We start from the raw sequence: 25,957 nt of genomic DNA on the forward strand, positions 1-25,957 counted from the left end.
CTGATTGAGGTGTCACCTTGTGTGTATGCCTTAACTATTTTTTCTCGCAAGTCGAGCGAGTACGGTTTCATTAGACTTCATTTGTGTACTCCTCTTACTGTACCTCATAAACTTGCAATAGGCTGTATCAAATATTACTCCTCAATTGATATTTTTAAGAAGATCTAGCTAATTGGGCAATCGGCGATCGCACGATCTCACATTAACTGCTGAGTTCCTTTCTCTTGATCTTAGTTTTTTAGATTTGGCTTACTTAACTATGTGTCTTCTATCTATAGGAAGAATTATATAGAAGTACAAGTTCTTATGGCAGCGGTTAACTTCTACTGTTACGCTATAATAGTTAAAAATACATAATTTCGCTTAAATTAGCAGTATTAAGTAATGAGTTCAGGAATATTTTCATCACATTGTAAGTGCAAAACTCAGAAACAATTGGTGGAAATTCGTTAATAAACGAACAAATTCCAAGATATATAAACTGAATAAAAATAAGCCGCAAAGTTAATTTTGTATGTATAGCTGCAATTTATAATCGCTAAGAATTTTGAATTTGAGATTTTTTATCTGTCAACTGATTGATATTAATTTTATACTTGATTGCCAATCAGACAATGAAACAATTTCAATGAAATATTCATCAAGAAAACTATATCGATGATGTCATTTTCTCAAAACTTGAATGCGTAAAAAGCAAGTTTATATCAAATTTCAAGTTAACATAATTGGAGGGTATAAATGCAGCTGACAAGAATTATTGGCAGTGTAGTAGCAGGTATTAGTACATTAGGTGTTGCGGCTTGTGGGGTACAATCCTCAGAACAAGTTTCTAGTAATGACAACGTTGCTCAATCACCTCAATCACAATTAGCAAGTGCAAACCAACAAGCTTGTACTTTAGTACCCGAAGGCGCAGGTCCACAAGGACAAGTTAGTGTGCGAACCGAAGAAGTTGTGACTGGATTAGAAGTTCCTTGGGGAATCGCATTTCTGCCTAACAACGATATGTTGGTGACAGAAAGACCAGGAAGAGTGCGATTAGTCCGAAATGGTCAATTACAATCCTCACCTGTGGCAACAATTAGTGTTACTGATAGCGGTGAAGGTGGCTTACTTGGCATTGCAGCTCATCCTGACTTTGCAGAAAACCGTCTGTTCTATGTATATTACACTGCTGAGCGCAGTGGAACGCCAGTAAATAGAGTTGAACGCTGGCAATTATCTCAAGACGGAACGAGTGCTACTAGCGATCGCATCATTGTTGATGATATTCCAGTTGCACTTTATCACAACGGCGGACGTATTCGCTTTGGTCCAGATGGGATGCTCTATATTGGCACTGGGGATGCGAGAGATCCAGATATTTCTCAGGATAATAGCAGCTTAGCTGGTAAAATCTTGCGCGTGACACCTGATGGTGAAGTTCCCCAAGATAATCCATTTCCAGGTAATCCTGTATATATCAGCGGCATTCGCAACACGCAAGGTTTTGACTGGGCAAACGAATCAACGATGTGGGTGACAGATCACGGTCCTAGTGGCGAATTAGGGAGAAGCGGTCACGATAAAGTCAGTGTCGCCACAGCAGGTGATAATTTAGGATGGCCCAAAATTTATCGCTGTGAATCGCAGGAAGGATTAGTGACTCCCTCTTTAGTCTGGCGAGAAGCCGCACCGCCAGGAGGCGCAACAATTTATACCGGAAATGCAATTCCAGAGTGGCAAGGTAATTTGATGATTACAACACTGCGTTCTGAACACTTACATCGCGTTGCTTTCGATCCTAATTCTCAGCAAATCAAACAACATGAAGTCTACTTACAGGGCGAACATGGTAGGCTACGAGATGCTGTGATGGGTCCTGATGGAGAACTTTATATCACAACAAGTAACTGTGATGGCAGAGGTAGCTGTCCCGCAGGACAAGATAAGATACTACGCGTTACTCGGTAAGTAGCTAAAGAAGTTTTGAGTTTTGAATTTTGAGTTTTGAATTAAAAGACTCTTCATAACTCATAACTCTCCACTACCTGATCTGCGTTTAAGCCGAGACAAGTAATGAAAAGGAGTATTTCTTTAGCCATGCTTGGGCACTCATTTGCACAGGGTTCCAACGGCTACTGAGAGGTGGTGTATAACTAAGATCGAGGTCGTTGAGATCTTCGATCTTCATGTTATGAAATAGAGCAGTTGCGAAAATATCAATTCGCTTATCAACTTCTGCTTGGCAATGACCGACAATTTGAGCGCCTAATAAACGCTGGGTGCGGCGATCGCCTGTGATGCGGACATGATAGTTTGAGCAGTACAGTCGAGTAAAAGATTAATTCCTGCATCTACAATCTCTGATGCTGTTCTGTAGGCTAAGTTGTGCCAATCTGTCACTTCACCACTGAGATAAAATGGCAAACCACAAATACTGTAATTGGGGAAGCAATCTGCTACGACAACTGTGACATCGATACTCGAATTAACTTCTTTAGCACGTAAAGCTGCACTGATGCCTGCATCACTACCACCAATAATTAGCAATTTATTCATGCAATTCAACCTCTACGATTTGCGATCAAAGTAAATGCCTAAAAATTTCTATCACTGCAATAGATTTTGCTAAATTTATTGTGAGTTGCTGTCAATTCTAGTTTAAGTAAGCTGTAGAATTAATGACTAAATTTTCTACTATAAAATTTCTGAATCTTCTACACTGTGTAGTAAAAATTTAAACTTAATCGCTCGTTAAATTGAGTTTAATCTTTTGTTATTATAAAACAATATTAGTATAAAAAAACACTCGCCCTGAAATAATTTTTCAGGGCGAGAAGTGAAGATGCTTGTACTAAGTTTACTACTTAACTGCTGTATGAAAGCTAATTGTTTAAATTTAGGATTAGCTTAATTGTGGGGAGGCAAATACCTACCCCATAGGCAAATACCTCGTCTTAGTTTGTTTCTACTTACATTCGAGCAATGATGTCTATTTGACGATCAACAACGTTTTCTCCAGGCGCGGGAGCAGTATCGTCAGGAGTTACTGTATCAGTGTTTTCGGTTTCTTGACTAGCAGTGTTTTGATCTATTTCCTCAGTGGCAATATCAGGGGAGATGCCTGTTGTTTCTTCTGAGTTGTAGCCTGCCGGAATATTATTTTTGCTTTGTTCAGAATTCATGTTTTTTCCCTTTATTTGGTGCTAATACTAAGTTTTCAATGCCTTGCGATTTAAATGCATCAGTCGCAAAGCAGAGATAATTTCAGAAACATTAAGCTTTGATGAAGTTTAACAGAGTCTTGAGGCAGTTAGATTAGTAGAGGCATTGCCAACTAGTCAAAAAGTATTTGAAAGTACAAAAATTATTTAATAATAATTTATACCAATAGGTATAAAATACTGATATTTATATTTTATTTAACCTCTTATTAACTGACTATTAACGACGTAATCAAATGCAAATATGTAGTTTTGAGGTGATGTTGTTGACAACTGAACTAGCAAGTGAAGACGAAGATAGTTCTGATGCAGAATAGCGTTATGTAAGCGATCGCTATATCTTTATATATACTTAAGTCTAAGCAAGAAACCATGTCACAGAATTCATCACCATCACTCAAGCGAGAATTAGGTGTAGTTGGTGCAGTTGCCCTTGGTTTAGGTTCAATTGTGGGTGCTGGTGTATTTGTCAGTACGGGAATTGCTGCGGGTGTAGCGGGACCTGCTGTGATTATTTCGGTGGCGATCGCGGCTTGTGTGGCAGTTTGTAATGGCTTAAATAGCGCTCAATTAGCCGCGAGTCATCCTGTGAGTGGTGGTGCTTATGAGTATGGCTATAAATATCTCACGCCTTGGCTAGGGTTTACAGCAGGGTGGATGTTTTTGGTAGCAAAATCGGCTTCAGCAGCGACTGCGGCTTTGGGTTTTGCGGGTTACTTGTTGAATTTATTGGGAATTAGCGATCGCACTTACTTGGTTCCTACGGCATTAGCAGCTGTTGTCTTACTCACTTTGATTGTTTTGGGTGGAGTACGACGCTCAAAGATTGTCAATATAACTATTGTTTCAATTACACTACTCTCTTTGATTTTCTTTATTGTGGCTGGTTTACCAGTAGTGGTATCTACTGAATTTGAAAATTTCACTCCGTTTGTCGCAGATACCAGTAATCCGGTTGCTTCAGTTTTACAAGCAACCGCCTTGATGTTTGTTGCTTATACTGGATACGGACGAATTGCGACACTTGGCGAAGAGGTCAAAGAACCACGAAAGACGATTCCTAAAGCAATTATAATTACACTAGCGATAACGATGTTGCTCTATATCGGTGTTGTCGTTGTGGGTATTGGTACAGTAGGAGCAGAGACATTAGGAGCAGTGACTAGCGCACAAGTTGCACCTTTAGAAATTGCGGCGCGTAGCATTAATATTCCTGGTAGTGGTTTAATTTTGGCAGTTGGTGCTGTGACAGCAACATTAGGCGTGTTACTGAATTTAGTTTTAGGTTTATCTCGCGTTTTGCTAGCTATGGGGCGGCGTCAAGATATGCCCAAATTTGTCTCTAAAATGAATTCATCACGCACAACACCTTATATCGCAGTACTCATTATGGGAACAGCGATCGCCTGTTTGGTGTTAATTGGTGATGTGAGAACAACTTGGTCTTTTAGTGCGTTTTCTGTATTAATTTACTATGCCATTACTGATTTATCAGCATTACAAATTCCTGATGAACAACGGCTTTATCCCAAATGGATTGCTTGGATCGGTTTATCCGCTTGTCTTTTCCTAGCTTTTTGGGTAGAACAGCGAGTTTGGTTAGTCGGTATTGGACTGATTGTTGCTGGGTTGATATGGAAAACTGTGATTAGAAAACTTGTTATGTCATCTTCAATGAAGTGATTAACAGTGTTTGTTGATAGCGATCACAGACAATACTATGTGAAAATTGTAAAAATGATTGCAGGTATTTAATCAAAAACCAAAAACTGTTCTGGCTACACGATATAGTGATTGGATTGTTCATCAACCGCTATGAATTTGCTCGGGCTGTTTGATACATCCACAGGTGTAGAACACTACCAACGAACTGCACAATTTGGTAGACCAGTAGGGTATTGGTATGACACCGGATGGAGCATTATTATTTATAGATGATACCAATGGTGTTATTTACCGTGTAACTTATGCTGGCACAGCAAAAAGATAGTCAATTGTTGTTCTGATTGACTTTTCTATTTGAGGTGGGCAGTAACCCACCTCACTTAATTTAAACTAATTCAATTACAATAAGTACCTTGTCACTTTTTCGCCACATTGTCTGCAAATAATATGAAATTATGAACAGTGTATGGTTCTCGATTTGAACCAAATACTCTAAAGGAGTTTTTAGAGGAGTTATTAAATGGGAATTATTATTAATTGGATTGTAACTACAATCAGTTTTTTAATTATTTCAAAAATACCTATTGGTGTTGAAGTTGACGGTTTTGGGAAAGCCGCAATATCTGCAGCAGTTTTTGGACTTCTCAATGCTTTTGTCCGACCAATTATTGCTTTTCTAGCTTTTCCCATCAATCTTTTAACTTTGGGTTTATTCAGCATTGTTATCAATGCAATTATTTTTGGATTAGCAGCATTGTTAGTACATGGATTTCGTTTGCGTTGGGGAATTTGGAGTGCCTTAATTGGCACAATTGCTTTGAGCATCGTCAACTCTATTTTATTCGGCTTGCTTGGTACAGTAGGAATATAAAGGTTAGTTTTATGGCAAGCTCATTGAATCAAAATTTTTAAAAAGAGCTATTACCAAATTCTACCGTTTTTCACAGTCAACATAAGACTGCTGTAGTTCAACGTCAATCTCAAATTAAGTGGAAAGAGAAAGATGTTTCAAATGAAAAATCCCTGGGTTGCAGGAACATTTTGGATTGTTTTATACCTCTTAGTAACCCTTTCTCCCTTGTTAATTCTGTTAATTCACCCAGCACCAGGAGGGAGGGGATTTTGGATCGAATTTTCCGCAGCATTGGGTTATGTGGGCTTGGCAATGATGATGCTGCAATTTGCATTGACAGCTCGTTTTGATGCGATCGCCGCACCTTACGGCATTGATATTGTCTTGCAGTACCATCGCTATATTACCCAAGTTGCCTTTGCGCTAATCCTAATTCACCCAATCATTTTATTTTTCCAGGACGCTGAATATCTACGACTACTCAACTTCTTTGAAGCACCTTGGCGAGCAAGATTTGCGGTTATTTCGACGATATCATTAATCTTACTAGTTGTGACTTCACTATGGCGAGAGAAGCTGAAGCTGAACTATGAAGTGTGGCGGACGAGTCATGGAATTCTGGCGGTTGCGACGGTAGGTTTAGGGCTAGCTCATGCTTTTGGTGTAAACTACTATCTCGCACTGCCGTGGAAGGCGATGTTGTGGATACTATTAGCCTTACTGGCGTTTGGTTCTTTAATATATGTCCGCTTGATCAAACCGTGGCTGATGATGCAAAAACCCTATCGGGTAGAAACTGTTGTACCTCAGCGGGGTGATGTTTACACATTAGTACTGCGTCCGCAGGGACACGAAGGCATTCGTTTTTTGCCAGGACAATTTGCTTGGCTTACTTTGGATCGTTCTCCGTATCGCATTCAAGAGCATCCGTTTTCATTTTCTTCTAATGGCGATCGCGGCGACCAAGTTGCACTAACAATCAAAGCTGTTGGTGACTTCACAAATACAATTAAAAATGTTCAGCCTGGAACAAAAGCTTTTCTAGATGGTCCTCACGGGGCTTTTACGCCTGATCGTTTTGACTGCGCTGGCTTAGTTCTAATCGCCAACGGTGTCGGTGTTACCCCAATGATCAGTATTATGATTACGCTTGCGGAACGCGGCGATCATCGACCAATTCGCTTAATTTACGCCAACGGTTCGTGGGACGATGTTGCTTTTCGGGAAGACTTGGAATATCTCAACAAGCGCTTAGATAGTCTCACAGTGACTCATGTTATTAAAGAACCTCCTGAAGATTGGGCAGGAGAATCAGGTTACGTAGATAAAGATCTCCTAGCACGACACATTCCCGATAATCGCGAAGGCTGGCGCTATTTCCTTTGTGGTTCTCCTCGCTTTTTAGATGAAGCAGAAAAAGCTCTGCACGAGCTAAAAGTTCCAGCAAAATACATTCACATGGAACACTTTAATCTTGTTTGATAGAGGTCACAGCTTAAAAATTATGCGTTTTAAAATCATGCTTGAAGTAGTGGCATTTGTCTCTGTTGTCCTTGTATTGGCGTCAGCATTGTTTGCTTATGTCCAAAGACGCCCAGTCGAGCCAAGCATTGATTCGGGTTGGGTTGAACCTAATACTAACTAACTTGGTATTTGATGTAAAGTTGGTGCATTAACCACACCAATGAATCACCCAGGGTTAGGTATTTTTTGCCTGCTCAACCAGGATCTTCTCAATCCGACTAAATTGAAACTAGTTTTTGCTCAGCACAATTTCTTCTAGAAGCTAACGCAAATATTAATGTTTGGACACCAGGTACGACAACTGGAGATAAACGCAATTTTTTATCTATCTTTGGACTGGTTTTTATATTTAAGTCTTACTGTAAAAGTTACAGTTAAAGCATGCTTTCATTAAATGAACATTGAAAATTTACAGAAGCTTTAACAAAAAATTAGTAAAAAGCTATCAATATTAGTGGTATCTTGTAGGAACAAATAATTTTCTTGGTGTACAAATTAATGTCTTATACAGCATTAGCTTAGTCTATGAGACTGAGACGAACTAGTGCAAACCCTAATTATTATTAATCATGTGTGGTTGTCCGTAATGACTAATCGAGGAGTAATTGAATTAAATTTTCAGTTCATCAATAAATCTTATATAAGCCTGTTCAAATTCTTATTTGTGTAAACAACGGATATCGAGCGATTGCCCAAAATCCACCAATCTCCTTAATCAAATACTACTAAGTTAACGAAAATCCTTCTTCAGTTTGAGTTGAGGAAAGGAGATTGTCTTGAAAATTTGCCTGGACGTAAAGTCATGATAGATACACTATCAAGTGTTTGGCTGAGGTTACGTAACCGCCATTTTCTTGCTGTTGATACAGCAATTTTCTTATTAACACCTGCATTAGCACTCGCGTTGCGCTTAGACAAATTATTTGTCTATAGAGTGTATGGCACCGACGTTCTTATTGTAACAATCCTATTTTTAGTTGTAAAGATCGTACTGCTGTACTTGTTTGGTTTTTATCGCCGCTGTTGGCGTTATGCCAGTATTGATGAACTTATTCAAGTCGTGGCTTCTATGACTGCTGCTGTTATTGTTCAAAGTTGGTTATTTTACCTGCTTTACTACAGTAGTGCCTTAGTAGACGACTTACCGCGATCGCTACCACTACTCGATGGCATACTTAGTTTACTCTTAGTTGGTGGAGTACGCTTTAGCGTACGTGCTGTAGAGCGCATGTATCAATTACCGCAAACAACTCACCAGTACGAACGGGCGTTGATTATTGGTGCTGGTAATGCGGGCGTGTCGCTAGTTCAAACAATTCAACATAATCCTGAACTAGGTCTTTATGCAGTCGGTTTTATTGATGATGACGTAACAAAACTAGGCTTACGCATTCGGGGAATTCGCGTTTTAGGCGATTGCCGTAACATTCCAGATATTGTTCGCGCTTTCAACATCGAGCGCGTCATTATTGCCATGCCGACTGTTTCTGGAAAAACAGTGAGACAAATTGTCGATCGCTGTCAATCTTTAGGTGTGGCGACAAGTACCTTGCCAAGCATGCATGAAATCCTTAGTGGTAATGCGTGTGTTGCCAGTATTCGAGATGTCAAAATTGAAGATTTGCTGCGACGCGAACCAATTAAAACAGATGTCAAGGAGGTTTCACACTTTCTCAATGGCAAGCGAGTTTTGATTACAGGTGCTGGAGGCTCAATAGGTGGTGAAATTTGCCGTCAAGTATTGCAATGTTGTCCTGCAGAAATATTGCTTGTCGGACACGGAGAAAACTCTGTTTTCAACATTCAACAGGAACTCAAGCAAGTCTTAGACTCTTGGCATTCTTGCCCAAATCCACCTCGGCTGACAACGTTAATTGCTGATATTCGCTTTGCATTGCGCCTGGAATATGCTTTTGAGCAATTTAGACCAGATATTGTTTTCCATGCAGCAGCACATAAACATGTGCCATTAATGGAGGCAAACTCACCAGAAGCAATTACGAATAATGTTGTAGGAACAAAAAATCTACTCGACTTGGCACTGCACTACAACGTAAAACACTTTGTAATGATTTCTACCGATAAAGCTGTGAATCCCACAAGTATTATGGGTGCAAGCAAAAGGGCAGCAGAAATGTTGGTCTTAAAAGCAGCACAAAAAAGTAAAAAACCTTTTGTTGTTGTGCGTTTTGGCAATGTATTAGGGAGTCGAGGTAGTGTAGTTCCGACATTTAAGCGACAGATTGCAGCAGGCGGTCCAATTACAATTACACATCCTGATATTTGCCGTTATTTCATGACAATTCCCGAAGCAGTTCAACTTGTACTGCAAGCTGCGGTGATTGGTCAAGGTGGAGAAGTCTTTATGCTTAAAATGGGGGAACCTGTTAAGATTGTCGATTTAGCAAAAGATCTCATTCGCCTTTCTGGTTATGAAGTCGGTAAAGACATTGATATTGTGTATACAGGGCTGCGACCAGGAGAAAAACTGTATGAGGAGTTGTTTATTCCTGGAGAACGTTACGAACCAACGCAGCACGAGAAGATTGTTTCAGTTGGCAATGCGAGTGGAATTATTCCTTTAAATTTAGATGCAATGGTGGCAGCGCTTTGTGAAGCCGCAAATTTAAATGATAATCGAGCTATTGCTTCTTTGTTAAAACAGCTAGTCATCGAGTATCAACCAGGAAGTAATGCAATTCCTAAGGATAGTACAGTTGTCTCAAGCGATCGCCTACATCAAGTCACAAAACCACAACAACTCGCAAAAGACTTGCAAAATGCTTTAACACAATCCGAGTTTCGCATTCACTATCAACCGATCGTCAACTTAAACACGAATGAGATTACAGGATTTGAAGCTTTATTGCGCTGGCAACATCCTCAACAAGGCTTGATAACACCATCTAAATTTATCGATCTCGCCGAAAGTACAGATTTAATTATCCCAATTGGCTGGTGGGTGTTGCGTCAAGCTTGCAGACAACTCCGAACTTGGCAACACCAATTTCCTCACATTCGCTTAACGATGAGTATCAATTTCTCGCACAAGCAGTTTTTTCAACCTGACTTGAGCAAACAAGTTGCCCAAATTTTGCAAGATGTCAATTTGACAGCAGGTAGTTTGAGATTAGAGATATCTGAGAACGTTATTTTAGAAAATCTCGATCGTGCTTCGGCAGTCATTCAACAGTTAAATAATTTAGGTGTTCAGTTACAAATAGATAATATTGGTGTTGGATACTCTTTCTTGAGCTTACTTCAGCAATTACCGCAACTTCTACAAAATCACAGAATTAGTAAGTTAAAGCTGGATCGTACGCTCATTAGTTCTACTGACAGTGAAACTTCAGAAATTATGCAAACTATCGCTGCGATCGCGCACGACTTGCATATAAACCTCACGGCTACTGGTGTAGAAACAATAAAGCAACTTGCACAGGTTCGGGCACTTGAGTGTAAATATGGACAGGGTTATTTGTTCTCAGAACCTCTAGAAAGCCAAGCAATTCAACCATTACTAGCAACACACTACACTCCAATCAATACCTTTTAGGTATATAATTATTGGTGGTAGTAAAATAACAGTAGATGCAAAATGTCTATTCAAATACTGAGATCTTACTGAATATTTCCCTCAATTTTGTTGAGGATAGCTTCTTAAATGAGTAAAAATCCTGAATTATCAGCATAAGGAAAAACAGAATATAGCTCTATTTTCAGTAGATTTACTCTAGGGTAAAAAATATAAGTAAAGCTATCTTCAATTTGTCATTTGGTTATGTATAGTTATTATAAAAATCTAACTATCAAAACTAAATATGAGATGTTTCCTATTCAGATAAATCATGGTAAGACAACTTCTACAGCGTTTGCGAACACCTATTATTTTTTCATTATTGAGTTTAACTGTTACTGGTTCATGTCATGCTGCTACCACTATTAGTGGAGAAACGAAAAATTATCAAGTAAGTCAAGAAAATTTTACTAATCCTGAGCGTGGATTCTATATAAATTACCTGACAAGACATCAAGAATCTCCCTTAAAAGCTTCTCAGTTAGCAACACTAAAAAGCAGGAATATAAGTTTAGTTAGACGTCTTTACATCATTCCACAATATCGTTACAATAGCTTACCGCCATCTTTTCTCGAATTTGTCAAACAAGACTTAGATATAGCTCGACAAGCTGGGATAAAATTAGTAGTTCGCTTTGCCTATAATTGGGACATTGGTGGATATGATGCACCAAGAGATGTTATTTTAAATCATCTAGAACAATTGCGACCTGTGTTAACAAATAACCATGATGTGATTGCTTATTTAGAAGCAGGATTTATTGGTGCTTGGGGACAGTGGAATCGCTCTTCTCATCAGTTGATTAATAACACAAATTTAGATGTTACAGCAGATTCAAGAGCAATATTTTCTAAAATGCTGACTGTCTTACCTCCACAAAGAATGGTTGCGTTACCATTTCCCAAGCAGAAAATGGATATGTTTAACACAACTCAACCACTCAAATCGAGTGAAGCTTTTAGCGGAAGCGATCGCGCTAGAACAGCGACTCACAATGATGGTTTCTTGGCAAGTTCTGATAATTTAGGGTTTTATACTTATCGCCAGGTAGAAAGAGATAAACAATACTTAAGTACAGATAATTTGTATGTTGTTCATGGTGGTGAAACTGCAAGTGCTAGTAGCCATGCACAACCTTATATTGGTTGTGCAAATGCGTTAACAGAAATGGCACAACTACGCTGGAGTGTCTTAAATCTAGAATTTCATCACACAGTTGTACAAGGTTGGGAAAAGCAAGGCTGTATGCCAGAAATTAAAAAACGTCTAGGCTACCGCTTTCGGTTACTCAAGTCAACAATTCCTAACCAAGTTAAGCCCGCAGGTACTTTTGCAATGAATTTTGTTGTGACTAATGACGGCTGGGCTAATGCTTACAATCCCCGTAAAGTAGAAATTGTTTTACGTCATAAGCAGACAAAAAAAGAATACTACATACCAGTCAATGAAGATCCGCGCAAATGGCTACCTGGTAGTACAAAAACTGTCACAGTTAAGGCAGGTATTCCAGCAAATATGCCGAGTGGAGAGTATCAAGTTCTCCTTAATCTTCCCGATCCGTCATCTAAGTTATATAATCGCCCAGCATACTCTGTTCGGCTAGCAAATCAAAATACATGGGAAGCAGCAACAGGTTATAATTTATTATCAACCACTGTTACAGTTACTTCAAACGGCTCGGGAAGTAATTATTCAGGTACTCAAATTTTTACTTCTCGGTAATTCCTCAGTCTTTACAAGTTTTAAATATAGCAGTCTGTAGCGGAATTTATGAGAGATTTTCCGCTACTTTCAATTTTTAAAATAAATTTATTGCCAAAACTATGATGATATATAGCTGTTTATTGTAAAATATATATTGCAAACAGCTAATCATAACTCCTTATTAGGCATATTTAAAAAAGCAAAATAGTTGTCTACTACATGAAGCTATCATCAAGACAAGTAAGTTAACTTCATTAAAGTAGAATAGTTTCATAAAGTAGAAAGCTACTTCAAGGAATTGGCAAGTGCAAAGATTAATAAATGGTTGGACAAAACTAACAAGCACTTCCGTCAATCGGAAAATTTTTGGTGCAGCCATTACGGTTGCTATCCTAACTGCATTTGTCAAAATCGCAGCTGTAATTAAAGAATTAGTAGTTGCTTGGAGGTTCGGTACTAGTGATGCAGTTGATGCTTTTTTAATTGCTTTGTTAGTACCTGCTTTTATTATTAATGTTGTTGCTGGTTCTTTTAATGCGGCTTTAATTCCTACTTACATTCAAGTTAGAGAAAAACAAGGTATACAAGCGGCGCAACATTTATTTTCTGCAACCATGATTTGGGGGTTAGGTTTACTTGGAATAACGACCTTACTCACGATCCTTTCAGCACCAGTTTATCTACCATTGATTGCAGCTGGGTTTGATTCAGAAAAACTCGGTTTAACATTTTACTTGCTGTGTGCGATCGCCCCAATTATTTTACTCAGTAGTATTGTTACCATTTGGGGAGCCGTTTTGAACGCCGGCGAGCGTTTTGCATTAGCGGCACTAGCTCCAATCGCCACTCCAGCAGTTACTATTATTTTTCTATTTATCAAATCTTGGGGGATCTTTGCTTTAGCAGCAGGACTCGTTGCAGGTACGGCAATAGAAATTATTTTACTAGGGTTGGCACTGCATAAACAAGGTATCTTTTTGCTACCAAAGTGGTATGGTATTAATCCAGCAATACGCCAAGTTGCTCATCAATGCGTACCAGCACTGATTGGCGCGTTTATTATGTGTAGTGCTACTTTGGTCGATCAATCTATGGCTGCTATGCTGGCACCAGGAAGTGTGGCATCACTTAATTATGGCAATCGAGTGATTGCATTTCCTATTACGCTTGCAACAACAGCTTTAAGTACAGCAGTCATTCCCTATTTTTCTAGAATGGTTGCTTGCAATGAATGGGCAGGGGTACGCCACACATTAAATCGCTATATGTGGTTGATATTTGCTGTGTCTATACCTTTTACTGGATTACTACTACTAAGTTCTGAATTAATAGTAGAAATCTTATTCCAACGGGGTTCTTTTACATCTGAAGATACACAAACAGTTGCTCAAATTCAATCTTTGTACGCCCTTCAAATTCCTTTTTATATAGCAGATATTTTTGTGGTAAAGCTCCTCACTTCAATGCGACTAAATCATATTTTAATGTGGGTGTCAGTCTTCAATCTTCTAATTAATATTAGTCTCAACTACTTATTTATGCAATGGATCGGAGTGAGTGGTATTGCTTTATCCACTAGCTGTGTCTACTTATTCTCTTTTTTGTATTTACTCTTTTTTGCTAACAAAAACTTAAAAATATTTGCAGCACAATGCGATTAACACTAGTAACTGCAACTCTTACCTGTGGTGGGGCAGAACGAGTTTTGGTTCTGCTGGCAGAGGGCTTTTTGCAGCAAGGACATAATGTTGCTGTAGTAACACTTTCAGGAAAGGAAAATGATTTTTATCAGTTGCCACCAAAAGTGACGAGAATTGCTTTAGATGTGATGCAAAAATCTCCTAATCTTTTTCAAGCCGTAAGAAATAATCTTTATCGCTTGTTACAGTTAAGGAGAGCAATTCAGTCTACTCAACCAGATGTAGTGATTTCTTTTGTCGATCAAACTAACATTACAACTGTGTTATCGCTGCAAGCAACAGGTTATCCAGTGATTGTCACAGAACATTGTGATGTTGGCATGAAATATGGTGGCGCTATTTGGGAAAAACTGCGCCGAATTACCTATCCTCGTACAGCGAAGCTTGTTAGTGTTAGTCAAGGTGTAGACAGTGCTTTTCAGTGGCTACCTGCAAGAAAAAGAATGGTCATTTACAATCCACTCATCATTCGTGAAAATCAACATGTAGCTAATCTGCCGCAATTTGACCCGCACAAGCAGTGGATTGTTGCTATGGGTAGGTTGACTTATCAAAAGGGCTTTGACTTATTAATAGCTGCATTCCAGAAAATAGCTGATCAGTTTTCAGATTGGCAATTGATTATTTTAGGTGAGGGAGAGTTACGGCAAGAGTTAGAAACTTATGTGAATAAGTTAGGTTTGTCACATCAAGTTGTTCTAGCTGGAGTTGTAAATAATCCTTTTGCGATCCTCAGACAAGCAAAGTTTTTTGCAATGGCTTCTCGATTCGAGGGCTTTCCGATGGTGCATGGAGAAGCTTTAGCTTGCGGTTTACCTGTGATTAGTACAGATTGTCCTAGCGGTCCTAGAGAAATTATTCGCGATCGCATAGATGGTATTTTAGTACCTAATGGAGATGTTACAGCGCTAGCTACAGCAATGAAGTATTTAATGACAGATGAAGTAGCGCGTCAGCAACTAGCTAACCGTGCGCCAGAAGTTTCCACAAGATTTAGTCTTGATAGTGCAATGCGTCAATGGGAAGCATTATTTGACGAGGTTGTGCGCTAGCACAAATTACAGCTTAGTACTATGCCTGAATTTTCATCAACAAAACGTATTGCTTTTTTTCTACCTGCTTTACATGGTGGTGGTGCAGAAAAAGTAGCAATAAATCTTCTTAAAGGAATGTTGCAATATGATGTGTCTTTAGATTTAGTTTTAGCCAGCAAAGAAGGTCCATACTTGGAACAAGTTCCCTCTCAAGTCAAAATTATTGACTTAGAAGCAGGAAGAGTCATTAAGGCGATCGCACCTTTATCGCGTTATCTACGTCAAACTAAACCAGACGCATTATTGTCACATATGAATCATGCCAATGCGATCGCAGTCATGGCAAATAAACTAGCATCGACAAACACTCGACTTGTTTTGGTAGAACATGACACCTTATCTGTGGCTAGATCTAAACTTCTGCGGGCAAAACTTGTCCCATTATTTATGAAATGGTTGTATCCAAGTGCTGATGCAGTTGTAGGAGTTTCTCAAGGCGTAACCGATGATCTAAGCAAACATTTAAATATTGTTCCCTATAAGCTTCATGCAATTTATAATCCGGTTGTTGATGAAGAACTGATTAATAAAGCAAAAGCAACTCTAGATCATCCTTGGTTTCAAAGTCAAGCTCTACCTGTATTTCTAGCTGTCGGAAGACTTACTCTACAAAAAGACTTCAGCACTTTAATTAAAGCTTTTGCTATTTTACGTCAAACCCAACAAGCACGATTGTTAATTTTAGGAGAAGGTGAAGCACGACAAGAACTAGAAGCACTAATGCAAGAACTAAAAATTGCTGAAGACGTCTCTTTAGCAGGATTTGTTGATAATCCTTATTCCTACATGAGTAAGGCTACTGCTTTTATTCTTTCTTCGCGCTGGGAAGGTTTACCAACTGTATTAATTGAAGCAATGGCTTGTGGTTGTCCTGTTATTTCTACTAACTGTCCTAGTGGTCCAGAAGAAATTCTAGCAGATGGTAAATATGGGGTTTTAGTACCAGTAGGGGATGTTCATGCTTTAGCAGCAGCAATGTTAAAAGTATTAAGCAGTCCTACTAAGCAAGAATTATTGATTCAGCGATCGCAAGATTTTTCATTACAACAAGCAGTTCCTAAATATCTGAGTTTGTTAGGTTACTAAAACGCTCGTGTAAAAAATAGTATCTATAAAATTATGACTCCTGCTTTAGATAGAAAACACGATCTGCTTCTTTATTATCAATGTATACTAGCAGTAGGTGCTGTTATTCTCTTCTTTTCTGATATAGATCTTTATTTTTTCAGAACTGGGCAAGCGCCTGCACCTGTGATGTTGATTGTTCTATTTGGATTTGCATCGCTTCCGTTACTACTTTCAATTTTTAGTAGAATTGATTTTTTTTCAGCACCTATTGTTACTTGGTGTAGTAGTTATTTATTAGTTTCTTTATTGTCTTTTCTGATCTTTTTATCGTCTGATGCTGGTTATCAAGAATTAAGACTACGGATTTTATCAGTTTTGTTTTTTCTAATCATGCTACTGATATTTTCTCGATATCGTGCTGTTCAATCATCAGCACGATATGCAACTATCATTGTTGGTATCATGGGAGTTCTTAACAATATTTATGAACTTTTAAATCCTTTGGTATTTGGTGGACTTAATGATACAGGTCGTCCAGCAGGGTTTTATGTAGATCCTAACAGAACTGGATGCGCTCTTGTTTTAAGTATGATCTTTGGTACTGGTTTAGTACCTCGAAAATATCGCCCATATTTTATTGCATTTATAGGATTGGGAATTCTACTGACTTTTTCTCGTGGAGCAATTTTAGGATGGATTTTAGTTATCCTCATTTTTCTTAAGCAAAAAGTTATTACTAAACATCAATTAATCTACTGGCTGATTGGAACAGGAATTATTGTTATTGGATTGGGACTACTGGGCAGTAACTTTATTAATATCAATCAACTTCCGTACGGAGTTCGCGAAAGGTTGGAATGGTTTGAAGACCCAACTGCTTCTGAACACTCTGCAGATTCGCGGATGGCAATTTTAATTGCTGGATGGCAATTATTCATTCAAAGTCCATTATGGGGAAATGGAATTGCTTCAACTATAGATTGGAGTTATAGAATCTCGACGCATAATATGTATTTGGTATTTATGGCAGATCATGGTTTTTTAGGTATCTTAATTCTGCCCTTATTTGTTTATGCCGTAACATATCCTAATAGAGGAAAAAACCGATACATTGCCCTATCATTTGCCATACTTATCCTATTGTGGGGTTTGTTTAGTCACACAATACTTGAAGATAGATTCATTTTACTCAGCTTTGCTTTAATGGCAGCATTGAATGTGACAAGTCAACAAGAGGAGAAATATCACTTAAGGCACCAAATATGAGAATCGTTCATGTCATCACCGGACTTTCTACTGGTGGTGCAGAAATCATGCTTTACAATCTGTTGTCGCGGATAAACCGCGATCGCTTTAGCCCAAGTGTAGTCTCGTTGCTGGAACAAGGAACATTAGGCAATCGCATTTTAGAATTAGATCTCCCTGTATATTCCCTTGGTATGAAACCAGGGGCACTTCCTACACCAAATATTTTCTGGAATTTGATTCGGACTTTACGTCAATTGCAACCAAATATAATTCAAGGTTGGATGTATCACGGCAACTTAGCTGCATACGTTGCTAGTCGTTTTTTTACACCTAAAATTCCAGTTATTTGGGGAATTCATCACTCAATTGCGGCACTTGATGCTGAAAAGCAAATGACGCAAGCAATTATTAAACTAGGTGCAAAAATATCTGATTCTCCTAAAAAAATTGTTTTTGTTTCGCAAACAAGTCGATCGCAACACGAAGCATTAGGATATTGTCATCAAAATAGCTGCGTTATTCCTAACGGTTTTGATCTTGTACGCTTTCAACCTTCATTACAGGCAAGAATCAATCTTCGCACTGCTTTGAGATTAGCCCCAGATACATTATTAATCGGATTATTTTGTCGCTATCATCCAATGAAAGATCATGCAAACTTTTTGCAAGCTGCGGCAATTTTAACTAAAAAATATTCAAACGTTCATTTTTTGCTAGCAGGTACAGACGTTGATGCAGCAAATCAAAATTTGCAACAAATTATTGACGATCTAGCGCTACAGTCTCAAGTTCATCTTTTGGGTGAACGTAGTGATATACCAGACTTAATGGCTGCCCTCGATATTGCAACTTCAGCCTCAGCTTATGGTGAAGCGTTTCCTTTGGTAGTAGGAGAAGCAATGTCTTGTGGAGTACCTTGTACTGTTACAGATGTTGGTGATTCTCAGTGGATTGTTAGCAACACCGGAAAAGTTGTCCCACCAAAAAATCCTCAAGCCCTCGCTAAGGCTTGGCAAGAATTAATTGAAATCGGTTCAGCAGGAAGAACTGCTTTAGGTCAAGCAGCAAGAGTCAGAATTCAAGAAAATTTTGCCCTTGATGCCGTTGTCGCCCAGTATCAAGCTTTATATGTATAGACTTTTGATTGTTACAACAATTCCTGCTACTGTGCGGGCGTTTCTGTTGCCTTATATCGCCCACTTTCGCGCACAAGGTTGGCAAGTTGATGCTATGGCACAAGGTATTACTGATTGTAACGAGTGTATTAGTGCATGCGATCGCGTTTGGGATATCGAATGGTCGCGAAATCCTCTCGATCCACGCAACTTCATCAATGCACCGCGTCAAATTCAGCAAGTTCTTGACCAACAAAATTATGATTTAGTCCACGTTCACACCCCAGTTGCAGCGTTTGTCACTCGTTATGCTATCAATTGTTGGCAAAACTCAACAAAACCACGAGTCATTTATACAGCGCATGGATTTCACTTCTATCGTGGTGGTTCACCCATAAAAAATCTAATTTTTCAAACCCTAGAAAAATTCGCAGGGCAATGGACAGATTATCTTGTCGTGATTAATCGCGAAGATGAACAAGCTGCGAATCAAATTGTTCCTGCAACTAAAGTTCGATACATGCCAGGAATCGGCGTAGATACAGATTACTACAGTCCTCACGCAGTTGCACCGACTGAGGTGAGGCAAGTACGTCAAGAATTGGGTTTGACCCCAGAAACTCCCCTATTTTTGTCAATTGCAGAATTTATTCCTCGTAAACGTCATCGCGATCTTCTGCAAGCCTTTGCTTTATTAAAACCGCAAGCCCACTTGGCACTAGCAGGAACAGGATCGTTGCAAGCACAAATGCAAAGCTTAGCCTCTGAGTTGGGTATTGCTGATCGCACTCATTTTCTGGGGCTGCGACGCGATATTCCGGTACTGATTCGTGCCTCAGTCGCAACTTTACTTGTTTCAGCCCAAGAAGGATTACCTCGGAGTGTGATGGAGTCTTTGAGTTTAGAAGTTCCTGTTATTGGTACTGATATTAGAGGTATTCAAGATCTTTTAGAATCTCATCTTTTAGTTCAGTTAGGAGACGTCTCTGGAATTGCACAAGCTATGAGTTGGGTGCTAGATCAACCTGAAGCTGCTCAAAATTTAGGGAAAAAAGGACGCGATCGCATGACTAATTATGACTTACAGCAAGTTATCGCCAAACACGAGCAACTCTATGCTGAAGCTTTAAATGATATCTAAGTTTAGTACATTGAAAGACTTATGATTAATATGATCTCTGATTGAATAACCAAACTATTATTGAGTTGCTAGTCATTATTCACTAGCTACTTGAATCGTAATTAACTGGATTTGATATAACTCATATGTTTATCAAGCAATGTTTGATATATGTATCTATAGTACTCAGTAAAATTGAAAATTCTTATCACAGTAGTAATTTATGGAAACTACGTACATGTAATTAGTTAAAATATTTACACCTTGAGAGAAAATTTCAAGTTGCTGTGATAGACCTGAGTGGATATGACATGAAAAGCTGCCACAAAGCTCAATCTATAAATACTCTTTTCTCAAACAAACCCATCTGTCAAGTACTTGATTTAGCAAATCCTTTATGGCAACAAGCATTAACTATCTTACGCCATGATATTTATCATCTACCTGCATATGTAGCTTTAGAAGCACAAAGAATTAAAGCAATTCCTGAAGCTATTTTAATTACAGAACGCGACAAAATTTTCTTTGTTCCCTATTTGCTACGCTCGTGTGACGATCTATTTCCAATTCTTCAGCCCCAGATCAATCTTTTTGATGTTATTTCTCCTTATGGCTATCCAGGAATTTTATTAAACGAAGCAGCTAACAATCCAGAATTCCTTAGGTTTGCCATTAATGAGTTAACACGCCAGTTATCTAAAAAAAATGTTTGCTCGGCTTTTATACGACTTCATCCTCTACTCAATCAAAATGTAAGCGAGTATCCATGTAACAAAATCAACGGCGAAACTGTTTCGGTCAATCTAAAATTATCACTTGCAGAAATATGGAGTCAAACCAGACCAGAACATCGCAATAAAATCAACAAATGCAAACGCGCTGGGATGACAGCCAAAATAGTGCCGTTCGTAGCATATATTGATGATTTTGTTGATATTTATGAGCAAACAATGGATCGTGTAGGAGCAAGTCCATCCTACTACTTTGGCAGAGATTATTTTGTCGAACTATCGCAAGCTCTCAAAAATCAACTTCACTTATGTATTGTTGAATTAGACAATGAAGTTATTTGTAGTGGTTTATTTACTGAAGCTTGTGGCATCGTTCAATATCACTTGGGTGGCACAAAATCAGCCTTTCTCAAACAAGCACCGAGTAAACTCATGTTTGACTATGTCCGCACTTGGGCTAAAGAATGTAACAATGAGTTTCTACACCTTGGTGGCGGTGTTGGCAGTGTAAAAGATAGCCTTTTTCATTTCAAAGCTGGTTTTTCCAAACAGACACATACATTTTCAACAATTCGCTTAGTTGTAAATCAAAAAAAATACCACAATTTAGTTCAAAAACGTGCAGCAGAATTAAATATTTCTTTTGAAGAACTACTGAACTCTGAATTTTTTCCTGCTTATCGTTGCAGTTAAATAGCAAACTACTAACTAAATCATGTCAAAAGTTAATAACAAACAAATATACAGCACAGCAGAATTTGATGCCTGGGCATATGGGGTAAATCTGCTTGATGAGGAAAAGTATTTAGTTGATACTTACTTAGATAAAGAAAGAAAAACGTTGGAAGCAGGTACTGGTGGTGGCAGAATTCTTTTAGAAATGGAGAAAATGGGCTTTAATTCTCTTTATGGCTATGACTATATGCCTGAGTATATTGAACAAGCTCAACAAAAAAATCCTAATTCTAAAATTAGTTTTGAAGTTCAAGATGCAACTCAGTTAGAGTATACAGATTCTAGCTTTGAGCAGATAATTTATTTACAGCAGATTGTTAGCTCAATTGAAACTGAAGTAGGACGAACAAAAGCAATTCAAGAAGCTTATCGAATTTTAAAAAGGAAAGGTATCGCTTTATTCTCGTTTTTATATCTCGAATCTAGACTTCAAAATCTAGTCTATTTACCATTCTTGATGTATCTCAGAACAACAAGAAAGTTACGCGGATCAAACCGAACGCTGAACTATCTACCTTGGCTCAAACTTGGTGGAAAGCCCAACTGGAAGGCACTTTGCGATCGCGAACCGTATATGTATTGGTATAGTCTGCACGAAGCAACTTTAGCATTAACATCTGTAGGTTTCACAATACTAGCACTTGGTTCAAGTTATCAACTTCAACAACAGCAAATGCTTGATTCTGAAAGTTTAGCGCATCAGCCCATCGCAGGAATGCTTTACTGTGTTTGTCAAAAGACTTGATCGGTACCACAAAGAAAAGTGGGGTAGTCATCCTGCCCTGCCCCTATCAAATCTCATTTTGGTTCAAAACTAGGATAAACTAATTCTTTAGGAAAAATAAAAATTTTCTGATGGGTGCTAATGAATAGCAAGTTTAGCCGCTTGGTAAAATCTTTCCTAGACAAAATTACAGCAATCATCGCTCTTAGTTTATTATCTCCTATCATGGTAGGAGTTGCGATCGCCATTGCTACACAGATTGGACGACCAATTTTTTTCACGCAGCAGCGTCCTGGGAAAGACGGCAAAATCTTTAATTTCTACAAGTTTCGCTCAATGACTAATGATTGTGACGCCCAAGGTAATTTACTTCCTGACGAACAACGTTTGACGCCAGTAGGACAATTTATCCGTCGTACAAGTTTAGACGAACTTCCACAACTATGGAACGTCATTAAGGGCGATATGAGTATTGTTGGACCCCGCCCTTTACTCATTAAATACCTCGACCGTTACACTCCTGAACAAGCACGCCGTCATGAAGCCAAACCAGGTATTACTGGCTTAGCACAAATCAACGGACGTAATGCCCTCTCTTGGGAGGAAAGATTTAAACTCGATGTTTGGTATGTTGATAGTTGGAGCTTGTGGCTCGATCTCAAAATTCTTTGGTTGACAGTGTGGAAAGTTCTGCAACGTGAGGGCATTAGCCAACAAGGCTACGCTACGTGCGAAGAATTTAAAGGTCAACTTAACGAACATTAACATCACGAGCAAATTGGTTAGAGGAGATATTGCAGATGCAGACACTCACTCCACGTCTGACAGAAGCACAACTAGCATTATTACCTACAGAAGAAGATATTGCTTTTTACGAGGAACACGGTTGGTACATATCCCAAAAAGTCATTCCTGATGAAGTGATTGATGCCGCAATTCAAGGAAGTGAAAAGTATTATCGTGGCGATCGCGATTACCGTCTTGCAGTAGAGAGCGGATTTAGTGATTGGAAGCCTGAAGATGGCGACAATATTGTCCGCAATAACGAGTTTGTTTCATTGCAAAATCAGCAGTTGCGCCTCCTTGCACTACAACCAATTATCGGGGCGATCGCCGCCCGACTTGCCCGTACAACTCAAATTCGCCTTCTAGACGATCAACTCGTTTATAAACCACCCAGTAAAAAACGCCAAAGTGCTGTAGGCTGGCACGCTGATGGTGCTTATTGGGCTACCTGTAGTTCCCCTAACTTACTCACCGCATGGATTCCTTTTCATGATTGTGATGAAACTAGAGGACCACTCGTTGTCATTGACGGTAGTCATAAATGGTCTGGATTACAAGATATCCGCTATTTCAATCAGCAAAATCTGACTGAGACAGAACAAAAATTTTATGCTCCTGGGCGCAAGATTACCAAAGTTCCGATGACTTTGCAAAAAGGTCAGGTCAGTTTTCACCATCGCTGGACAATTCACGGTAGTTACTCGAACTACAGTACCTCACCTCGCTTAGCGCTAGCTGTACACCTCCAAGATGCTGCAAATCATTATCGTCCTTTTCGCAACCATCAGGGAAAAGAAATTCACATTTTTGATGAAGTTCTCTGCCGAAAATTAGCCAATGGCGATCCAGATTTTAGCGATCCAAAAGTATTTCCTGTACTATGGACTGAAGCCAGTTCGTAACAAATGAAGGCACAAATTATTGATCTCCTAGATCCGCTGTGGATGCAAACGCTGGAAACACTGCGTCATGATGTGTATCACTTACCCCAGTATGTTGCAGCAGAAGCCCAAAGAACTCAAACAACTCCCGCAGCAGTTGTTGTTATGAATGGCGATCAGGTGTTATTTTTTCCGTATCTTCTACGCCAGTGTAGGGGCATTTCGGATCAATTAACAACACAAGTATTTGATGCTGTTTCTCCCTACGGATATCCAGGCATTTTGTTAAGTGAAGCAGCAATACATACTCCTGGATTCGCCAAGTTGGCAATGCAACAATTACAGCAAGTTTTAAAAGCTCAAGGAATATGCTCTGTTTTTGGGCGAATGCATCCTATTTTAAATCACAATTTAACCACATTTTTTGCATCTGATACATTTACTCATAATGGAGAAACAGTTTCTGTTGATTTAACACTCTCTGAAGCAGAAATTTGGGCACACACTAGAAAAGGTCATCAAAGTACAATTAATAAATGTAAGCGCCTAGGATTCACAGCACGTATGGTTCCCTGCGCAGAATACATGAATATTTTAAAGGCGATTTATGTAGAAACAATGAATCGAGTTTCTGCAAAACAATTGTATTATTTTGATGATAATTATTTTGATAGTCTGTTGGCTTTAGGTGACAAACTTCATCTATGTATTGTAGAAAAAGACACAGAAATTGCTGCGGCTTGTCTATTTTTTGAGTGCTGTAGTATTGTGCAAGCCCATCTAGGCGGAACGCAAAATCAATTTATTGAACAATCCCCTTTTAATTTGTTACTAGATTACGTGCGATACTGGGCAAAATCTAGAGGTAATAAATTTTTACATCTTGGTGGTGGTGTAGGAGGAAGCGTAGATAGCTTGTTTAAGTTCAAATCAGGTTATTCGCGGCAAAAACATGAGTTTTTGACTTTACGTTTAATTACAGATGCTGAAAAGTATCGCGATTTAGTTAAACTACGCGCACAGGCTTTGAATATTCAGCCTGAAGAACTTCTAGAAAAAGAGTTTTTTCCTGCTTATCGTTTTGCATAGCGAGTGATGACTAAACCAATTTTGTTGTCTACACCACACATGGGGAGTGATGAACTTAAGTTTGTCCAAGAAGCCTTTGAAACTAATTGGATTGCGCCTGTTGGTCCTCATATTGATGCTTTTGAACAAGAGTTTTGTCAAGTCATTGGTGCAAGTCATGCAGCCGCAGTTAGTTCAGGAACTGCCGCCTTACATTTAGCATTACGCTTAATTGGTATTGAACCAGGTGATGAAGTCGTTTGCTCAACACTAACGTTTATTGCAACGGCAAGTCCGATTACCTACTTAGGGGCAAAACCACTATTTATTGACAGCGATCGCACTTCTTGGAACATGAACCCCGACTTGTTGCGAGAAACTTTAGCCAAGCGATCGCATCAGGGGAAACTCCCTAAAGCCGTTGTTGTCGTTCATCTTTATGGACAAAGTGCCGATCTTGCACCAATTGTAGAAGCTTGCAATGAATACGAAATTCCACTAATTGAAGACGCTGCTGAATCGTTAGGTGCGACATATAAAGGGCGATCGCCTGGGACATTTGGGCAGATGGGAATTTTTTCGTTTAATGGCAATAAAATCATCACAACTTCTGGCGGCGGGATGTTAGTGTCTGAAGATGCTGATTTAGTAACCAAAGCTCGTTTTTTAGCAACGCAAGCTAGAGATCCTGCACCACACTACCAGCACTCTGAAATTGGTTATAACTACCGTCTGAGCAATGTTTTAGCAGGAATTGGTCGCGGTCAATTGCGTATTCTAGCAGATCGAGTTGCAGCGCGACGGCATAATTTTGGAACTTATCAGCAAGCGTTAGGTAAGTTACCAGGAATTGAGTTTATGCCAGAAGCAACCTTTGGGCGTGCTACACGCTGGTTAACTTGTCTTACAGTTGATCCTGATACTTTTGGTGTCGATCGCGAACAGATTCGTTTGGCATTAGCACAACAACAAATTGAAGTCCGTCCGGTATGGAAGCCGTTACATTTGCAACCCGTATTTACTGAATGTGAATGTATTGGTGGGGCGATCGCAGAAGATTTATTTGACCGTGGTCTATGTTTGCCATCAGGTTCTAACTTAACATCAGAAGATTTAGCCAGAGTGATTCAAGCGATCGCCAATCTCCACCCTTGATA

General features: G+C 39.0%; 23 protein-coding genes and 1 pseudogene. 20 read left to right on the forward strand and 4 right to left on the reverse strand.

Annotated features, from left to right (window positions below; genetic code table 11):
* The first annotated feature begins 738 nt into the window (after window positions 1-738).
* Window positions 739-1,953, forward strand: coding sequence for a PQQ-dependent sugar dehydrogenase (locus tag IQ230_RS12870; RefSeq protein ID WP_193932379.1), 1,215 nt, complete (start codon window positions 739-741; stop codon window positions 1,951-1,953).
* 88 nt (window positions 1,954-2,041) lie between these two features.
* On the opposite strand, the gene IQ230_RS27380 is transcribed toward IQ230_RS12870, so the two are convergent.
* From IQ230_RS27380 to IQ230_RS12880, 4 genes and pseudogenes are all read right to left on the reverse strand, one after another.
* The gene (locus IQ230_RS27380) at window positions 2,042-2,173 is read right to left on the reverse strand and encodes a hypothetical protein (protein ID WP_265576212.1); all 132 of its coding nucleotides are present in this window, start codon (window positions 2,171-2,173) and stop codon (window positions 2,042-2,044) included.
* Window positions 2,174-2,311 (reverse strand): annotated as a pseudogene (locus tag IQ230_RS27910) (hypothetical protein); the annotation flags it as partial.
* On the reverse strand, window positions 2,251-2,541 hold the full coding sequence (locus IQ230_RS26635; RefSeq protein ID WP_228054853.1) for a hypothetical protein: 291 nt from the start codon (window positions 2,539-2,541) through the stop codon (window positions 2,251-2,253). The gene IQ230_RS26635 and the pseudogene IQ230_RS27910, both read right to left, overlap by 61 nt.
* Before the next feature lie 413 nt (window positions 2,542-2,954).
* Window positions 2,955-3,167 (reverse strand): hypothetical protein, encoded by a 213-nt coding sequence (locus IQ230_RS12880; protein ID WP_193932380.1) that lies wholly within the window; start codon window positions 3,165-3,167, stop codon window positions 2,955-2,957.
* 411 nt (window positions 3,168-3,578) lie between these two features.
* Here IQ230_RS12880 and IQ230_RS12885 point away from each other — a divergent pair, with 411 nt between their 5' ends.
* From IQ230_RS12885 to IQ230_RS12970, 19 genes are all read left to right on the forward strand, one after another.
* Window positions 3,579-4,889 carry an APC family permease gene (locus IQ230_RS12885; protein WP_193932381.1) on the forward strand — a complete coding sequence of 437 codons (1,311 nt, stop codon included), beginning with the start codon at window positions 3,579-3,581 and terminating at the stop codon, window positions 4,887-4,889.
* Between the two features lie 132 nt (window positions 4,890-5,021).
* A complete protein-coding gene (locus IQ230_RS27385; RefSeq protein WP_265576213.1) occupies window positions 5,022-5,144 on the forward strand; it encodes a hypothetical protein in 123 nt (40 codons plus the stop codon).
* Between the two features lie 247 nt (window positions 5,145-5,391).
* Entirely contained in the window at window positions 5,392-5,742 is a 351-nt protein-coding gene (locus IQ230_RS12890) for a phage holin family protein (RefSeq protein ID WP_193932382.1), read from the forward strand.
* 132 nt (window positions 5,743-5,874) lie between these two features.
* A complete protein-coding gene (locus IQ230_RS12895; RefSeq protein ID WP_193932383.1) occupies window positions 5,875-7,206 on the forward strand; it encodes a ferredoxin reductase family protein in 1,332 nt (443 codons plus the stop codon).
* Window positions 7,207-7,228: 22 nt separating this feature from the next.
* A complete protein-coding gene (locus tag IQ230_RS12900) occupies window positions 7,229-7,369 on the forward strand; it encodes a hypothetical protein (RefSeq protein ID WP_193932384.1) in 141 nt (46 codons plus the stop codon).
* Window positions 7,370-8,050: 681 nt separating this feature from the next.
* A complete protein-coding gene (locus IQ230_RS28090) occupies window positions 8,051-10,804 on the forward strand; it encodes a polysaccharide biosynthesis protein (protein ID WP_193932385.1) in 2,754 nt (917 codons plus the stop codon).
* A 292-nt stretch (window positions 10,805-11,096) separates the two neighbouring features.
* On the forward strand, window positions 11,097-12,548 hold the full coding sequence (locus tag IQ230_RS12910; RefSeq protein WP_193932386.1) for a DUF4832 domain-containing protein: 1,452 nt from the start codon (window positions 11,097-11,099) through the stop codon (window positions 12,546-12,548).
* A 287-nt stretch (window positions 12,549-12,835) separates the two neighbouring features.
* Window positions 12,836-14,191, forward strand: coding sequence for a murein biosynthesis integral membrane protein MurJ (gene murJ / locus IQ230_RS12915; RefSeq protein WP_193932387.1), 1,356 nt, complete (start codon window positions 12,836-12,838; stop codon window positions 14,189-14,191).
* Window positions 14,182-15,282, forward strand: a complete 1,101-nt coding sequence (locus tag IQ230_RS12920) for a glycosyltransferase family 4 protein (RefSeq protein ID WP_193932388.1) — start codon at window positions 14,182-14,184, stop codon at window positions 15,280-15,282. Before murJ ends, IQ230_RS12920 begins: the two co-directional genes overlap by 10 nt.
* Before the next feature lie 21 nt (window positions 15,283-15,303).
* Window positions 15,304-16,410 carry a glycosyltransferase gene (locus IQ230_RS12925; protein WP_193932389.1) on the forward strand — a complete coding sequence of 369 codons (1,107 nt, stop codon included), beginning with the start codon at window positions 15,304-15,306 and terminating at the stop codon, window positions 16,408-16,410.
* A 33-nt stretch (window positions 16,411-16,443) separates the two neighbouring features.
* On the forward strand, window positions 16,444-17,658 hold the full coding sequence (locus IQ230_RS12930; RefSeq protein ID WP_193932390.1) for an O-antigen ligase family protein: 1,215 nt from the start codon (window positions 16,444-16,446) through the stop codon (window positions 17,656-17,658).
* Complete coding sequence (locus tag IQ230_RS12935) at window positions 17,655-18,776, forward strand: glycosyltransferase family 4 protein (protein ID WP_193932391.1); 1,122 nt, start codon at window positions 17,655-17,657, stop codon at window positions 18,774-18,776. The genes IQ230_RS12930 and IQ230_RS12935 overlap by 4 nt, the downstream gene beginning before the upstream one ends.
* The gene (locus tag IQ230_RS12940) at window positions 18,769-19,896 is read left to right on the forward strand and encodes a glycosyltransferase family 4 protein (protein ID WP_193932392.1); all 1,128 of its coding nucleotides are present in this window, start codon (window positions 18,769-18,771) and stop codon (window positions 19,894-19,896) included. The genes IQ230_RS12935 and IQ230_RS12940 overlap by 8 nt, the downstream gene beginning before the upstream one ends.
* 290 nt (window positions 19,897-20,186) lie before the next feature.
* Complete coding sequence (locus IQ230_RS12945) at window positions 20,187-21,299, forward strand: GNAT family N-acetyltransferase (RefSeq protein WP_193932393.1); 1,113 nt, start codon at window positions 20,187-20,189, stop codon at window positions 21,297-21,299.
* Window positions 21,300-21,321: 22 nt separating this feature from the next.
* Window positions 21,322-22,086, forward strand: coding sequence for a class I SAM-dependent methyltransferase (locus IQ230_RS12950; RefSeq protein WP_193932394.1), 765 nt, complete (start codon window positions 21,322-21,324; stop codon window positions 22,084-22,086).
* Window positions 22,087-22,206: 120 nt separating this feature from the next.
* Window positions 22,207-22,830, forward strand: a complete 624-nt coding sequence (locus tag IQ230_RS12955; RefSeq protein ID WP_193932395.1) for a sugar transferase — start codon at window positions 22,207-22,209, stop codon at window positions 22,828-22,830.
* A 35-nt stretch (window positions 22,831-22,865) separates the two neighbouring features.
* On the forward strand, window positions 22,866-23,753 hold the full coding sequence (locus tag IQ230_RS12960) for a phytanoyl-CoA dioxygenase family protein (RefSeq protein ID WP_193932396.1): 888 nt from the start codon (window positions 22,866-22,868) through the stop codon (window positions 23,751-23,753).
* A 3-nt stretch (window positions 23,754-23,756) separates the two neighbouring features.
* The gene (locus tag IQ230_RS12965) at window positions 23,757-24,821 is read left to right on the forward strand and encodes a GNAT family N-acetyltransferase (RefSeq protein ID WP_193932397.1); all 1,065 of its coding nucleotides are present in this window, start codon (window positions 23,757-23,759) and stop codon (window positions 24,819-24,821) included.
* Between the two features lie 6 nt (window positions 24,822-24,827).
* A complete protein-coding gene (locus tag IQ230_RS12970) occupies window positions 24,828-25,955 on the forward strand; it encodes a DegT/DnrJ/EryC1/StrS family aminotransferase (RefSeq protein WP_193932398.1) in 1,128 nt (375 codons plus the stop codon).
* Window positions 25,956-25,957 lie beyond the last annotated feature (2 nt).

Origin of the sequence: Gloeocapsopsis crepidinum LEGE 06123 (genome assembly GCF_015207655.1) — a bacterium.
GTDB lineage: Bacteria > Cyanobacteriota > Cyanobacteriia > Cyanobacteriales > Chroococcidiopsidaceae > Gloeocapsopsis > Gloeocapsopsis crepidinum.

What these genes read in the sequence shown, in the direction of transcription:
- IQ230_RS12870 (WP_193932379.1), top strand. Translation starts at nt 739, where the DNA reads ATGCAGCTGACAAGAATTATTGGCAGTGTAGTAGCAGGTATTAGTACA.
- IQ230_RS27380 (WP_265576212.1), bottom strand. Translation starts at nt 2,173, where the DNA reads ATGAAGATCGAAGATCTCAACGACCTCGATCTTAGTTATACACCACCT.
- IQ230_RS26635 (WP_228054853.1), bottom strand. Translation starts at nt 2,541, where the DNA reads ATGAATAAATTGCTAATTATTGGTGGTAGTGATGCAGGCATCAGTGCA.
- IQ230_RS12880 (WP_193932380.1), bottom strand. Translation starts at nt 3,167, where the DNA reads ATGAATTCTGAACAAAGCAAAAATAATATTCCGGCAGGCTACAACTCA.
- IQ230_RS12885 (WP_193932381.1), top strand. Translation starts at nt 3,579, where the DNA reads ATGTCACAGAATTCATCACCATCACTCAAGCGAGAATTAGGTGTAGTT.
- IQ230_RS27385 (WP_265576213.1), top strand. Translation starts at nt 5,022, where the DNA reads ATGAATTTGCTCGGGCTGTTTGATACATCCACAGGTGTAGAACACTAC.
- IQ230_RS12890 (WP_193932382.1), top strand. Translation starts at nt 5,392, where the DNA reads ATGGGAATTATTATTAATTGGATTGTAACTACAATCAGTTTTTTAATT.
- IQ230_RS12895 (WP_193932383.1), top strand. Translation starts at nt 5,875, where the DNA reads ATGTTTCAAATGAAAAATCCCTGGGTTGCAGGAACATTTTGGATTGTT.
- IQ230_RS12900 (WP_193932384.1), top strand. Translation starts at nt 7,229, where the DNA reads ATGCGTTTTAAAATCATGCTTGAAGTAGTGGCATTTGTCTCTGTTGTC.
- IQ230_RS28090 (WP_193932385.1), top strand. Translation starts at nt 8,051, where the DNA reads ATGATAGATACACTATCAAGTGTTTGGCTGAGGTTACGTAACCGCCAT.
- IQ230_RS12910 (WP_193932386.1), top strand. Translation starts at nt 11,097, where the DNA reads ATGGTAAGACAACTTCTACAGCGTTTGCGAACACCTATTATTTTTTCA.
- IQ230_RS12920 (WP_193932388.1), top strand. Translation starts at nt 14,182, where the DNA reads ATGCGATTAACACTAGTAACTGCAACTCTTACCTGTGGTGGGGCAGAA.
- IQ230_RS12925 (WP_193932389.1), top strand. Translation starts at nt 15,304, where the DNA reads ATGCCTGAATTTTCATCAACAAAACGTATTGCTTTTTTTCTACCTGCT.
- IQ230_RS12930 (WP_193932390.1), top strand. Translation starts at nt 16,444, where the DNA reads ATGACTCCTGCTTTAGATAGAAAACACGATCTGCTTCTTTATTATCAA.
- IQ230_RS12935 (WP_193932391.1), top strand. Translation starts at nt 17,655, where the DNA reads ATGAGAATCGTTCATGTCATCACCGGACTTTCTACTGGTGGTGCAGAA.
- IQ230_RS12940 (WP_193932392.1), top strand. Translation starts at nt 18,769, where the DNA reads ATGTATAGACTTTTGATTGTTACAACAATTCCTGCTACTGTGCGGGCG.
- IQ230_RS12945 (WP_193932393.1), top strand. Translation starts at nt 20,187, where the DNA reads ATGAAAAGCTGCCACAAAGCTCAATCTATAAATACTCTTTTCTCAAAC.
- IQ230_RS12950 (WP_193932394.1), top strand. Translation starts at nt 21,322, where the DNA reads ATGTCAAAAGTTAATAACAAACAAATATACAGCACAGCAGAATTTGAT.
- IQ230_RS12955 (WP_193932395.1), top strand. Translation starts at nt 22,207, where the DNA reads ATGAATAGCAAGTTTAGCCGCTTGGTAAAATCTTTCCTAGACAAAATT.
- IQ230_RS12960 (WP_193932396.1), top strand. Translation starts at nt 22,866, where the DNA reads ATGCAGACACTCACTCCACGTCTGACAGAAGCACAACTAGCATTATTA.
- IQ230_RS12965 (WP_193932397.1), top strand. Translation starts at nt 23,757, where the DNA reads ATGAAGGCACAAATTATTGATCTCCTAGATCCGCTGTGGATGCAAACG.
- IQ230_RS12970 (WP_193932398.1), top strand. Translation starts at nt 24,828, where the DNA reads ATGACTAAACCAATTTTGTTGTCTACACCACACATGGGGAGTGATGAA.